Source organism: Agromyces cerinus, from assembly GCF_016907835.1.
GTDB lineage: Bacteria > Actinomycetota > Actinomycetes > Actinomycetales > Microbacteriaceae > Agromyces > Agromyces nitratus.
Genome location: NZ_JAFBCT010000001.1, coordinates 449,473 through 462,197, shown reverse-complemented (window position 1 = coordinate 462,197; position 12,725 = coordinate 449,473). Strand labels below are relative to the sequence as shown.

11 protein-coding genes are annotated in these 12,725 nt (G+C 70.5%); 8 read left to right on the top strand and 3 right to left on the bottom strand.

Annotation, left to right across the window (positions count from 1 at the left end):
* Positions 1-63: 63 nt before the first annotated feature.
* The 3 genes from JOE59_RS19045 to JOE59_RS02120 form a co-directional block, all read right to left on the bottom strand.
* A complete protein-coding gene (locus JOE59_RS19045) occupies positions 64-972 on the bottom strand; it encodes a carbohydrate ABC transporter permease (protein WP_307836915.1) in 909 nt (302 codons plus the stop codon).
* Positions 973-974: 2 nt separating this feature from the next.
* Entirely contained in the window at positions 975-1,961 is a 987-nt protein-coding gene (locus tag JOE59_RS02125; RefSeq protein WP_204458742.1) for a carbohydrate ABC transporter permease, read from the bottom strand.
* 61 nt (positions 1,962-2,022) lie between these two features.
* Complete coding sequence (locus JOE59_RS02120) at positions 2,023-3,267, bottom strand: extracellular solute-binding protein (RefSeq protein ID WP_204458741.1); 1,245 nt, start codon at positions 3,265-3,267, stop codon at positions 2,023-2,025.
* Positions 3,268-3,682: 415 nt separating this feature from the next.
* Between JOE59_RS02120 and JOE59_RS02115 the strand changes: the two genes are divergently transcribed.
* From JOE59_RS02115 to purU, 8 genes are all read left to right on the top strand, one after another.
* Positions 3,683-4,552, top strand: coding sequence for an SIS domain-containing protein (locus JOE59_RS02115; RefSeq protein WP_204463211.1), 870 nt, complete (start codon positions 3,683-3,685; stop codon positions 4,550-4,552).
* A complete protein-coding gene (locus JOE59_RS02110) occupies positions 4,552-5,526 on the top strand; it encodes an ROK family protein (protein WP_204458740.1) in 975 nt (324 codons plus the stop codon). Before JOE59_RS02115 ends, JOE59_RS02110 begins: the two co-directional genes overlap by 1 nt.
* Positions 5,523-6,515, top strand: a complete 993-nt coding sequence (locus tag JOE59_RS02105) for a 1-phosphofructokinase family hexose kinase (protein WP_204458739.1) — start codon at positions 5,523-5,525, stop codon at positions 6,513-6,515. Before JOE59_RS02110 ends, JOE59_RS02105 begins: the two co-directional genes overlap by 4 nt.
* The gene (locus JOE59_RS02100; protein WP_204458738.1) at positions 6,512-7,360 is read left to right on the top strand and encodes a class II fructose-bisphosphate aldolase; all 849 of its coding nucleotides are present in this window, start codon (positions 6,512-6,514) and stop codon (positions 7,358-7,360) included. Before JOE59_RS02105 ends, JOE59_RS02100 begins: the two co-directional genes overlap by 4 nt.
* 67 nt (positions 7,361-7,427) lie before the next feature.
* Positions 7,428-8,213, top strand: coding sequence for a DeoR/GlpR family DNA-binding transcription regulator (locus JOE59_RS02095; RefSeq protein WP_179550886.1), 786 nt, complete (start codon positions 7,428-7,430; stop codon positions 8,211-8,213).
* On the top strand, positions 8,214-9,374 hold the full coding sequence (gene nagA, locus JOE59_RS02090) for an N-acetylglucosamine-6-phosphate deacetylase (protein ID WP_204458737.1): 1,161 nt from the start codon (positions 8,214-8,216) through the stop codon (positions 9,372-9,374). It abuts the gene before it with no gap.
* 481 nt (positions 9,375-9,855) lie between these two features.
* Positions 9,856-11,847: a sigma-70 family RNA polymerase sigma factor gene (locus tag JOE59_RS18920; RefSeq protein WP_204458736.1), complete on the top strand. Its 1,992-nt coding sequence runs from the start codon at positions 9,856-9,858 to the stop codon at positions 11,845-11,847.
* Between the two features lie 9 nt (positions 11,848-11,856).
* A complete protein-coding gene (gene purU, locus JOE59_RS02080; protein ID WP_204458735.1) occupies positions 11,857-12,720 on the top strand; it encodes a formyltetrahydrofolate deformylase in 864 nt (287 codons plus the stop codon).
* The last annotated feature ends 5 nt before the right edge of the window (positions 12,721-12,725 follow it).

The window sequence follows — 12,725 nt, the reverse complement described above, 5'->3', positions numbered from 1 at the left end:
TCCTGAAAATGAAGCGGATGCCGCGGGGCAGGCGGCACCCGCGACATCCGCTGGTTCCGGTGGTTACTTGACGCTGCCGGCGGTGAGGCCGCCGACGAGGCGCTTCTCGATGATCATGAACAGGATGACCACCGGCACGATGGCGACGATCGAGACGCCGAACACGTACTGCCACGAGGTCTCGTACTGGCCGACGAACTTCGTGAGGGCCACGGAGAGCGGCTGGTTGCCCGCGGTCGAGAGGATCACGAGCGAGGCCGCGAACTCGTTCCAGCACGCCACGAAGGTGAACACGATCGCGGTCACGATGCCGGGCCAGACGAGCGGCAGGCTGATCGTGAACAGCACGCGGAGGCGACCTGCGCCGTCGATCTGCGCCGCCTCGTCGACCTCCTTCGGGATGCCCGCGAAGAACGAGTGCATGATCCACACGGCGAACGAGAGGTTGAACGCGGCGTTGATGAAGATCATCGCCGCCCACGTGTCGATCATGTCGAATGCGAGGAACTGGCGGAACAGGCCCGAGGTCAGCACGGCCGGCTGCAGCATCTGCGTGACGATCACGAGGAAGAGGAACACCATGCGGAACGGGAACGTGAACCGGGCCGTGTAGTACGCCGCGGGCATCGCGACGAGCAGCACGATCAGCGTCGCGAAGACCGAGATGATGATCGTCGAGATGAGGTTCTGCGGCAGCGGCGTCTCGGGCGTCGACCACATGTTGATGTAGTTCTCCCAGTGCCACTCCGTGGGGAGGTAGGTGGGGTCGACCGAGCGGATCTGCGCCTTCGTCTTCACCGAGCCGAAGAACATGATGACGTACGGGAGGACGAAGATCGCGAGCACGATGAAGCCTGCGAGCATGCGCACCAGCACCTTGCCGAGGGGCACCTGGTCTTCGGTGTAGCGGCGCTTGCGAGCGGATGCCGCGGGCGGGGCGATCGTCTCGAACGCGGGTGCGGTGACGGCCACGATCAGACCTCCTTCATGGGCTTGACCACGCGCACGTAGATGGCGACGATCACGATGACGATGACGAACGCGACGACCGAGAGGGCGCTCGCGACATCGACCTTGTGCTGGTTCTGGATGTACTTGAAGATCATCGTCATGATCGTGTCGGCGTCGTAGCCGGGTATCGACCCGGTCATCACCTTCAGGATCGGCAGCGAGTTGAAGACGTTGATGATGTTGATGAGCACCGCGACGGCGAGGGCGCTGCGCAGCTGCGGCAGCACGACCCCCCAGTAGGTGCGGATGGGCCCGGCGCCGTCCATCTTGGCGGCCTCGAGCACTTCGCCCGGCACCGTCTGGAGTCCGGCGAGGATCGTGTACGTCGTGAATGGCAGCGACACGAAGATCGCGACGACGATCGACCAGGCGAAGGCGGTCGCCGGGTTCCGGGTCCAGCCGTAGCCCTCAGGGGTGTCGACGAGGCCGATGTCGACGAGGAACTTGTTGATGATGCCGAAGTACGGTTCGAGGCCGTAGTAGACGACCATCGTCGTCATGACGACCGACGCCGCCCACGGGATGATCACCGCGAGGCGCACGATGCGCCGTCCGGGGAAGGCTTTGTTGAGGATCTGCGCGAGGCCGAGCGAGATGATGACCGTCGCAGCGACGACCACGACGACCCAGACGATCGTGCGGCCGAAGATCGGCCAGAAGTAGGGGAAGTTGAAGACCTCGATGTAGTTGTCGAGGCCGACCGAGCCCTTGTCGACACCGCTCTGGGAGATGTCGCGGGTCGAGTTGTAGAACATGACGACGGCCGGGAACAGCACGACGCCGAAGATGAGGATGAGGGCGGGACCGATCCACGGCAGCGCGTGGAGCAGGTCGCGGCCCCGCGGGCGGGGGGCGGCGGCTTCGCCCTTGGCGGGGGTTCCGCGCCCGGGGCGGGGGCGGCCATCGGCCGCCCCCGCCTGGATCGGTGACGCATCGGATGTGGTGCTCATGGTTCGGTGGTCACCGATCCCTCCGGGTGTTGCGAACGGACTGCTGGTCGTGCGGGCGGGATCAGCCCGCGTCGGCCTGCGCCTGGATCTCGGTCAGCACGTCCTGTGCGGGCTTCGTCTGGAGCTGTCCGAACAGCGCCTTGAACGCGGCATCCGTCGCCGACCACTTGGGGTTGGTGCTCGGGTAGAACTGCGCGTCGGGCAGCACCTCGAGGAACGGCGCGAGCGACTCCTCGGAGGAGAGCTCGGTGGCGCCCGACTTGGTGACGGGCAGGAAGCCCTCGGTCTGCACCCACGGCACGTAGACGTCCGCCGTGTAGTAGTAGTCGAGGAACTTGGTGATCGCCTCCTGCTTGTCGCCGTCGTTCTGGAAGGCCATGAGCTGGTCCATGACGCCGACCGTCATGGGGCTGCCGTCCTGCGTGGGGATCGGGACGATCGAGTAGTCGAGCTCGGGGTTGTTCTCCTCGATCTGGCCGACGGTCGGCGGGAGGCCGACCTGCATGCCGATCTTGCCCTGGATGAAGATGTCCATGAGCGGTGAACGGTCGGTCGAGCCCGGGTCGGCCTGGGTGGCGCCCGCGTCGATCATCTTCTTGATCTGGTCGGCGCCGGGCAGGTTCGCCGGGTCGTCGACCGTGATCTCGGTCGCGTCGCCGAACGTGCCGCCGCCGCCCCAGAGCCACACGGCCGCTTCGGCCTGCGCCTCTTCGGAACCGAGGGGCATGCCGTAGCCGGCGATGCCGCCGCCGAGACCGGAGACCTTCGTCGCCGCGTCGAGCAGCTCGTCCCAGTTGGTGGGCGGTGCCGCGACGCCGGCCTGCTCGAGCAGTGCGTTGTTGACGAACAGCGCGCGAGCCGACGCGATCAGCGGCAGCGCGTACGCCGTGCCGTCGACCTCGGCGTTCGCGATGAACGACTCCTGGAAGTCGCTGAACGTCTCGGGCGAGACGACGTCTTCGGCCGGGTAGAGCAGTTCATCGGCTGCGAAGCCGGCGAAGGGGCCGCCGTTGTAGATGTCGGGGGCCTCACCGCCCTGGATCTTGGTGGCGATGACGGTCTCGAGGTTGTCCCACGACTGCACTTCGAGCTTGACGTCGATGTCGGTGTTCTCGGCTTCGAAGCCCTCGATGACGTCTTCCCACAGGCCCTGGGTGTTGTCGGAGTAGCTCGGCACGAGCAGGTCGAGCGTGGTCTTGCCACCGGCTTCCTCACCTGAACCGCCGCCGAAGCCGCAGGATGCGAGCGTGAGCGACGCCGTGGCGGCGAGCGCGACGGCCGTGCCGAGGCGCAGAGACTTCTTCATGGATGCTTCCTCACTGTGGTGGATGGTGCACCAGCGCCCGGATGGAGCCTCGCGCGACGGTGCGTGTGTTCGGGGACTCGCACATGACGACGGTGCCAGAGTGCTGTTTCCTGAACGTTTCGACGAGCAAACGATCATGTTCGTTCATTCGACGCACGAAATCTATGACGGATGCAGATCAGCCGTCAAGACGTGCAACTGATTCGTTATGAGATTTTGTTCAGATCCCTCACAAATTCGGAGACCACGTCGAAACGTTCGAAACGATCGTTTGTCTGATCGTTGGACATCGATTGCAGTCATCTGCAATCATGAGAAGTCATGTCGGCGCTGATCTCCTGCGCCGGCCGCCGAACACCCGTCTGGAGCCGTCTTGACCGAGCATTCGACCACCGAACACACCCCCGCCGAACACATGTCGGCCGAGCTCGACTCGCAGCCCGAGACCTGGGCGAAGGCGGAGTCGCTCCGCGCCGAGCAGGCGCTGCTCCCCGCCCGCGGCGCACGCATCGCCGTGGTCGGCTGCGGCACGTCCTGGTTCATCGCGCAGTCGTACGCGTGGCTCCGCGAGGCCGGCGGCCACGGCGAGACCGACGCGTTCGCGGCATCCGAGGCCTTCGTCGACCGCGGCTACGACGCCGTCGTCGCCCTCACCCGGTCGGGCACGACCACCGAGGTGCTGCAGCTCGTCGAGGGCCTGCGCGGGCGTGTGCGCACCATCGGCGTCATCGGCGATGCATCCTCGCCGCTCGTGGATCTCGTCGACGACGCCGCGCTGCTGCCGTTCGCCGACGAGCAGTCCGTCGTGCAGACCCGGTTCGCGACGACGGCACTCGCGCTCTTCCGCGCGTCGCTCGGCGAAGACCTGAGCGGTGCGATCGCCGACGCCGAGCGAGCGGTCTCCGAAGAGCTCGCACCTGAACTGACGGGCGCCGAGCAGTACACCTTCCTCGGCCGCGGCTGGTCGGTCGGGCTCGCGCACGAGGCGGCGCTGAAGATGCGCGAGGCCTCGCAGTCGTGGACCGAGTCGTACCCGTCGATGGAGTACCGCCACGGGCCGATCGCGATCGCCGCGCCCGGCCGGGTCACCTGGCAGTTCGGCGAGACGCCCGAGGGCCTCGCCGGCGACGTCGCCGCCACCGGCGCGCACTTCGAGGCCGGAACGCTCGACCCCATGGCCGAGCTCGTGCGCGCCCAGCGGGTGTCGCTCGCCCGTGCCCGTGCGAAGGGCCTCGACCCCGACGCGCCGCGCAACCTCACCCGCTCCGTCATCCTCGACGCCTGATGGCCCCGCACCCCGCCCCCGATGCGACCCGGCTCGGCCCGGGTCATGCGGTGCTCGCCTTCGATGTCGGCGGCACCGACACGAAGTCGGCGCTCGTCGACGCGTCGGGGCGGGTGCTCGGCCTCCGCCGCACACCGACGCCCCTCGACCCCGCCGATCCCGCAGGCACGATCGTGGCGTCACTCGCGGCGCTCGCCCGCGAGCATCTCGCCGCAACGCCCGGCATCGTGCCTGCGGCCGCGGGCGTCAGCGTGCCCGGGCTCGTCGACGAGCAGACCGGCGTCGGCATGTTCGCCTCGAACCTCGGTTGGCGCGACGCCCCGATCCGCTCGCTCGCCGAGACCGCGCTCGGCGTGCCGGTCGCCTTCGGACACGACGTGCGCGCCGCCGGCGATGCCGAGCACCGGCTCGGTGCGGCTCGCGGCTACGGCGATGTCGTCGTGCTCGCCATCGGCACGGGCATCGCGAGCGCCCTCGTGCTCGGCGGGCGCCCCTACGCAGGCGGCGGCTTCGCGGGCGAGATCGGTCATTCACTCGCCGACCCGCTCGGCGAGCGCTGCCCCTGCGGTGCGATCGGATGCCTCGAGACGATCGCCTCCGCCGGCGCCATCGCCCGACGCTACTCCGCCGCGTCGGGCACGCCCGTCGGCGGCGCGCGAGAGGTGCTCGATGCCGCCACGGCGGGCGACCCGCTCGCCCGCCGGGTGTGGGATGACGCCGTCGAGGCGCTCGCGGAGGCGATCGCGAGGCTCGTCGCGATCCTCGCGCCCGAGGCCGTCGTGATCGGCGGCGGTCTCGCGCAGGCCGGCCCCGCGCTCTTCGGTCCACTCGGGGCGCGACTCGACGCCCTGCTCAGCTTCCACCGTCGACCGGCGCTCGTGCACGCCGAACTCGGTGACGACGCGGGCCTCCTCGGCACGGCGCTCGCCGCTCGCGACCTCGCGGCCGTGCGGCGAGACGGCGATGCCGCATGATCCTCACCGTGACGCCGAACCCGGCACTCGACCTGACCTGGCACGTCGACCGCCTGCAGCCGGGCGAGACCCACCGGGTCGATGCCGGCGCAGCGAGAGCGGGCGGCAAGGGGCTGAACGTCGCCCGCGTGCTGCACGCCGAGGGGCATGACGTGCTCGCGCTCACCACCACCGGGGGCGCGGTCGGCGCCGAGTTCGCCGCAGAGCTCACGTCGAGCGGCATCCCGCATCGGCTGATCCCCGTGGCCGGACCGACGCGGCGCAGCATCGCCCTCGTCGACGAGGCGGTCGGCGAGACGAGCGTGCTGAACGAACGCGGCGCGGCGCTCGCGCCGGGCGAGGTCGCCGCCTTCGCGGCGAGCGCGCTCGAACTGGGCCGCGGTGCCGACGCCGTCGCGATCTGCGGCAGCCTGCCCACCGGCTTCGGCCCCGAAGAACTCGCCGAGCTGGTCGCCTCACTCGTCGCTGCGGGCGTGCCCGTGATCGTGGACACGAGCGGGCCCGGCCTGCTGGCCGCCGCCCGCGCCGGTGCCTCGGCGCTGAAGCCCAATGCCGAAGAGCTCCGAGCCGAGACCGGCCTCGACGAGCCCGCCGCCGGCGCCCGTGCACTGCTCGACCTCGGCGCCGGCATCGTCGTCGCCTCCCTCGGCTCCGAGGGCCTCATGATCGTGTCGGCGGATGCTCCGGGCGCCGTCCGCGCCCGTCTGCCCCGCACACTGCACGGCAACGCGACCGGCGCGGGCGATGCCGCGGTCGCCGCGATCGCGGCGGCACTCGCCGAAACGCCCGATCTGGCCGCCGACACGGCGGCCGCCGCCGAGGCCCGTGCACGACTCGCCCGCCGCGCGACCGCGTGGTCGGCCTCCGCAGTGCTCATGCCGCTCGCGGGCGACCTCTCGCCACAGCACGTCGCCCTCGAACGCGAGGTCGACGTGACCACGACCAGCACCGGCACTGCCGGCCCCTCCGACCCGGAAGCGACAGCATGACCCTCACCCCCACTCGCGCCATCCTCACCGACGCCGTCGTGGCGGGCCGCGCCGTCGGCGCGTTCAACGTGCTGCACCTCGAGACGGCCGAGGCGCTCGTGCGCGCGGCCGAGTCGACCGGGCTTCCCGTGATCCTGCAGATCTCCGAGAACGCGATCCGCTATCACGGCGGCTTCGAACCCATCGCCCGCGCCACCCTCGCCGTGGCCGAGGCCTCGAGCGCTGCCGTCGCGGTGCATCTCGACCACGCCGAAGACGCCGAGCTCGCGCTCCTCGCGATCGACCACGGCTTCGGGTCGGTGATGTACGACGGGGCCAAGCTCGACTTCGCCGACAACGTCGAGACGACGCGCAGGGTCGTCGCGCATGCCGCGACGACGGGGGTGCTCGTCGAAGCCGAACTCGGCGAGATCGGCGGCAAGGACGGCGCGCACGCCCCCGGTGTGCGCACGGATCCCGCCGAGGCGGCGCGGTTCGTCGCAGAGACCGGCGTCGAGGCCCTCGCCGTCGCCGTCGGCTCATCGCACGCGATGATCGAGCGGGTCGCGGCGCTCGACCTCGACCTGATCGCCCGCCTCAAGGCGGCGGTGCCGGTTCCCCTCGTACTGCACGGATCCTCGGGTGTGCCCGACGAGACGATCGTCGCCGGCATCCGCGCAGGACTCGTCAAGATCAACGTCTCGACCCACCTGAACGCGCAGTTCACGGGCGCCATCCGCAGATTCCTCGACGAGCATCCGACGGTCGTAGACTCGCGCAAGTACCTCGCCGCCGGTCGAGACGCCATCGAAGCAGAGGCGGCCCGCCTCCTCCGCCTCTTCGCCGGGAAGGACCCCAACGGATGAATCGCCCGGAACGTCTGGCGCGACCGAGCGCCGTGCTCGACCTCATCGCAGTGAAGGAGCGCAACGGATGAATCGTGCCGAGCGTCTGAGCGCCGTGCTGGACCTCCTCGCCGAGGGCGGTCAGGTCGACGTCGACCAGATCGTCGAGCGCCTCGAGGTGTCGCCCGCGACGGCACGGCGCGACCTCGACGCCCTCGCCCGCCAGCAGCTGCTGACCCGCACGCGCGGCGGCGCCGTGGCGCACTCCGTGGCCTACGACCTGCCGATCCGGTACAAGAACCAGCAGAACCCCGACGCGAAGGCCGCGATCGCCCATGCGGCGAGCGCACTCGTGCCGCGCGGAGCGGTCATCGGCCTCTGCGGCGGCACGACGTCGACGGCGATCGCGGATGCCCTCATGTCGCGCGCCGACATCATGGAGCCGGCACCCGACCCGAGCCTGACCGTCGTCACCAATGCGATCAACATCGCCATGCAGCTCGCGATGCGCCCGCAGATCAAGACCGTCGTGACCGGCGGCGTCGTGCACGCCCGCTCGTACGAGCTGGTCGGCGCGTACACCGACGCGGTGCTCGGCAGCATCACGCTCGATCTCGCGTTCATCGGCGTCAACGGCATCGACCCCGTCGTCGGGCCGACGTCGCACGACGAGCGCGAGGCCGCGGTCAACGCCCTCATGGCCGCCCGCGCGACGCAGGCGGTGCTCGTGGCCGACTCCTCGAAGATCGACAAGCGGGCGTTCGCGGCGATCGGTCCGAGACGACTCTTCTCGACCGTCATCACCGACGCCGGGGCCACGCAGGAGCAGCTCGAACGGCTGTCCGACGCGGGCTACGACGTTATCGTTGCTTAGGTGAGCACCCCACCCGCCGTCATCCATTCCGCGCGTCTCGTGAGCGGCGCCGACACCGTCACCGACGCGTGGGTGCGCTTCGACGGCGATCGGGTGACCGCGCGCGGCATCGGCGACGGCTGGCTCGACGGGATCGCGGTCGAGCAGGCGACGGTGACGGATGCCGCGGGGCGCTTCCTCACTCCCGGATTCATCGACATCCACTGCCACGGGGCCGGCGGCGCAGCCGTCGACGAAGGTGACGCGGCGATCGAGACCGTGCTCGCGGTGCACAACGCGCACGGCACCACGCGTTCGGTGCTCTCGCTCGTCACCGCGTCCGTCGATCGTCTCGCTCGAGACCTGGCGACCATCGCCCGCTTCGCCGAGCGCGATCCGCGGGTGCTCGGCGCGCACCTCGAGGGGCCGTTCCTCGACACGGAGTTCCGTGGGGCGCACGATCCCTCGCTGCTGCGCAGTGCCGACGAGGCATCCGTCGATCGGTTGCTCGAGGCCGCGGCCGGCACGCTGCGGCAGATCACCATCGCCCCTGAGCATGTCGGCGCCCTCGAGGCGATCGCGCGGTTCGTCGCCGCCGATGTTCGGGTGGCCGTCGGCCACACGGGCGCCGACTTCGAGACCGCCCTCGCGGCGTTCGACGCCGGCGCCTCGATCCTGACGCATGCGTTCAACGGCATGCGCGGCATCCACCACCGCGCTCCCGGCCCGGTGACGGCGGCGATGCACGCCGACCACGTCACCCTCGAGGTCATCAACGACGGGGTGCACGTGCATCCCGACGTCGTGAAGCTCGCCTTCGCCGGCGCACCCGGCCGAGTCGCGCTCGTCACCGACGCGATGGCGGCGACGGGCTCCGCAGACGGCGTCTACGAACTGGGATCGCTCGAGGTCGTCGTGACCGACGGTGTCGCCCGCCTTCGCGAGGGCGGGTCGATCGCAGGGTCGACGCTCACCCAGGACGAAGCGCTCCGTCGAGCGGTGCTCGAGTGCGGCATCCCGCTCGACGAGGCGGTCGGCGCGCTCACCGTGACGCCTGCCGCGGCGATCGGCCGCGCAGGAGACCTCGGACGCCTGGACCCGGGGTTCGCCGCCGACGCGGTGCTGCTCGACGCCGATCTCGGCGTGCAGGCCGTGTGGGGCGCGGGTTCCCGCCTGGTCTGATCCACGAGCGGAAGCTCGGCGTGCAGCCGTGCGGGGCGCGGGTTCGCCTGGTCTGATCCCGCGGTGTTTCGGGACGGGGCCCGGAGGCGTGTTCCCCATCGCCTCCGAGACCCCCGCCCGTCCGGGACGGGGCCCGGAGGCGTGTTCCCCTTCGCCTCCGAGACCCTCGCCCGTTCGAACGGAGTGCATCGTTCCCCCGATGCGCTCCGCTCACCCGCCGGCTGGGCCGGCACCCGTCTCGGGTGTTCGGGTCGCCTGAGACGGCGGTCGGTGGACGGCGTTCGCACGCCTTCCACCTGAGAGACGGCGAGACATGACATTCATGACGCAGGATCCGGAGATTTTTTTCCGCACCCGTTTCCCAGCGATCTCTGATGGAATGGGGGCACCCCGAATCACCGCGTCATGATCTCCATCACGGCGCGTCTCTTCTGTAGACCGCATCGACCTGCGGATCCCCCGCTCCCCGAAGGAGGCCGTCGTGCCGCCGCTGCGCACCGACCGATCGGCCGACGCCGCGCTCATCGAGCGCACGCGCAATGGCGACACCGCGGCATACGCCGAACTGTGGGAGCGCCACTCCGCGTCGGCGCGCACCGTCGCCCGTTCGTACAGCTCGCTCGACCCCGACGACCTCGTCGCCGAGTCGTTCACCAAGATCTACAGCGCGATTCTCTCCGGCGGCGGTCCCACCGGGGCCTTCCGGCCCTACCTCTTCACGACGATCCGCAACACCGCGGCGGGCTGGGGTCGTGCGCGCCACGAGACGACGCTCGAGACGCTCGAGTCGTTCGAAGACCCCGCGACGAGCGAGTCCGCCACGCTCGACGCCCTCGACCGCAGCGCCACCGCTCAGGCGTTCCGCGCGCTGCCCACCCGTTGGCAGGAGGTGCTCTGGTACTCCGAGGTCGAGAACATGACCCCGCAGCAGATCGCACCGCTCCTCGGCATGAGCGCCAACAGCACGGCGGCGCTCGCGTACCGGGCGCGTGAGGGATTGCGGCAGTCGTGGATCCGCGTGCACCTGCGCAACCCCGCCAACTCGCCCGAGTGCCAGTGGAGCATCGATCGTCTGGGCACGTACACCCGCGGCAAGCTCCGAGCTCGTGAGACCACGCGCCTGGAAGCGCATCTCGACGACTGCGCCCGATGCACGATCGTCGCGGCCGAGGCGCGCGAGGTCGGCTCACGGCTCGCGCTCGTGCTGCTGCCGCTGACCGCCGGCATCGGCGGGGCCACCGCGTACTCGGCCTGGCTCTCGCAGGGCGCACCGGTCGCCGAGGTCGCGATGGGCGCCGCCGCGATGCCCGCCGTCATCATCGGCCACACCGCAGCATCGGGCGCCTCGAGCGCGGCCGCCGGCGCGGGATCCACGGCAGGCGCGGGCTCGACTGCAGGTGCGGGTGCCGGCGGGACCGGGACCGCGGGTGCCGCCGGCGGCGCGGGATCCGCCACGGGGCTCGGAGCACTCGGCGGCACCGGCGTGGCGATCGGCGTCGGAGCCGGCGCTCTCGTGGCCGCCGTCGCCGTCGCCGCCGTGATCGTGGTGCCCGGCATCGTGAATCCGTCCGAGCCCGAATCGCAGCCCGCGGCCGTGGCCGCAGCGCCCGCCGATTCCGGCACGAGCCCGTCGATCGATGAGGCACCGGCCGCAATCCCGCCGGCACCCCCGACGCCCGTCGACGAGCCGGCTCCGGATGCCGCGGAGGAGGCCGACGTCCCTGCGGCCGAGCCGGCCCCCGCAGATCCGGCACCCCTGCGTCCGGTCCCGTCACCGGCACCGTCGCCCGAGCCCTCCCCGTCACCGACAGCCAGCCCGACGCCGACCCCCACGCCCACCCCGACTCCGTCGCCGACGCCGACCCCCACACCGACCGAGCCGACCGACGACGAGGCGCTGCCACCCGTGGTCTCCGAACCCGATACCGCCGGAGGGCTCGTCGACCCGCTGCTCTCGGGCACGGCGGAACCCGGTGCCACCGTCAGCGTGACCGTGAGTTCGAGCGCAGCGGCGATCACCGCGGCATCCGCAGGGCTCGAGCAGCGCGTCGTCGCCGATGCCGACGGCAACTGGTCTCTCGTCTACTCGGGGCTCGCTGCCGGCACGCACGTGCTCGGCATCTCGCAGACCGATACCGCGGGCAACCGTTCCGAGCCGAGCTCGGTCACGGTCGAGCTCGCGAGCCCGAGCCTCGTCCTGAGCGGCTACGGCCCCTTCGTCTACGAGGCGACCATTCGCGGCGTCGCGGACCGCGACGTGCAGGTGTTCCGCGACGGACGGCACCTCACCACCGTGACCCTCGACGCGAACGGCTCGTGGCGTGAGCAGGGCCTCGAGTTCATCCCGTGGAACGTCGTGATGACCGCGCGGTACACCGTCGACGGGCGCACGGGCCCCGCATCGATCGCGACGAGAACGACCGGGTCGTCCGACCGCACGCAGGTGGCCAAGGGCGACCTCTTCGCCGGGTAATCTGGGCGGATGACCGCGACCGAACACCTCCACCACTGGGTCGTCACGCTGAGCTGCACCGACGGCCCCGGCATCGTGCATGCGATCAGCGGCGCGATCGTGGCGGCACGCGGCAACATCACCGAGAGCCAGCAGTTCGCAAGCCTCGACACCGGCAACTTCTTCATGCGCCTCCAGGTCGAGTCCTCGGCCGGCCGCGACGAGTTCGAGGCCGCCCTCGCCCCGGTCACCGAGCGCTGGAACATGCAGTGGCACCTCGACGAGGTCGGCCGGCCCCTGCGCACCCTCGTGCTCGCCTCGACCGCCGGGCACTGCGTCAACGACCTGCTGTTCCGTCAGCGCGCGGGGCAACTGCCCGTCGAGATCCCGCTCGTGCTCTCGAACCACGGCACGCTGCGCGACCTCGTCGACTTCTACGGCGTGCCGTTCGAGTCGCACGCGGTGACGGATGCCGCGTCGAAGGCGGCCTTCGAGCGCCGCGTGCTCGACGCGGTCGACGAGCACGACATCGAACTCGTCGTGCTCGCCCGCTACATGCAGATCCTCTCGCCTGAGCTGTGCGCCGCCCTCGAGGGCCGCTGCATCAACATCCACCATTCGTTCCTGCCCGGCTTCAAGGGCGCCAATCCCTACCGCCAGGCGCACTCGCGCGGGGTGAAGCTCATCGGCGCGACCGCGCATTTCGTGACGAGCGATCTCGACGAGGGGCCGATCATCGAGCAGAACGTCGTGCGGGTCGACCACTCGCGCAGCCCCGGAGAGCTCGTCGCGATCGGTCAGGATGAAGAGAGCCGGACCCTCAGCCAGGCGGTCAAGTGGTTCGCCGAGCGCCGGGTGCTGCTCGACGGGGTTCGCACGATCATCTTCCGCTGAGGTCG

Bases quoted from the DNA above. Each gene is read 5' to 3' on its own strand.
- JOE59_RS02110 (WP_204458740.1), top strand. From the start codon at position 4,552: ATGGCCCCGCACCCCGCCCCCGATGCGACCCGGCTCGGCCCGGGTCAT.
- JOE59_RS02115 (WP_204463211.1), top strand. From the start codon at position 3,683: ATGTCGGCCGAGCTCGACTCGCAGCCCGAGACCTGGGCGAAGGCGGAG.
- JOE59_RS02100 (WP_204458738.1), top strand. From the start codon at position 6,512: ATGACCCTCACCCCCACTCGCGCCATCCTCACCGACGCCGTCGTGGCG.
- JOE59_RS02120 (WP_204458741.1), bottom strand. From the start codon at position 3,267: ATGAAGAAGTCTCTGCGCCTCGGCACGGCCGTCGCGCTCGCCGCCACG.
- purU (WP_204458735.1), top strand. From the start codon at position 11,857: ATGACCGCGACCGAACACCTCCACCACTGGGTCGTCACGCTGAGCTGC.
- JOE59_RS02105 (WP_204458739.1), top strand. From the start codon at position 5,523: ATGATCCTCACCGTGACGCCGAACCCGGCACTCGACCTGACCTGGCAC.
- JOE59_RS02125 (WP_204458742.1), bottom strand. From the start codon at position 1,961: ATGAGCACCACATCCGATGCGTCACCGATCCAGGCGGGGGCGGCCGAT.
- JOE59_RS02095 (WP_179550886.1), top strand. From the start codon at position 7,428: ATGAATCGTGCCGAGCGTCTGAGCGCCGTGCTGGACCTCCTCGCCGAG.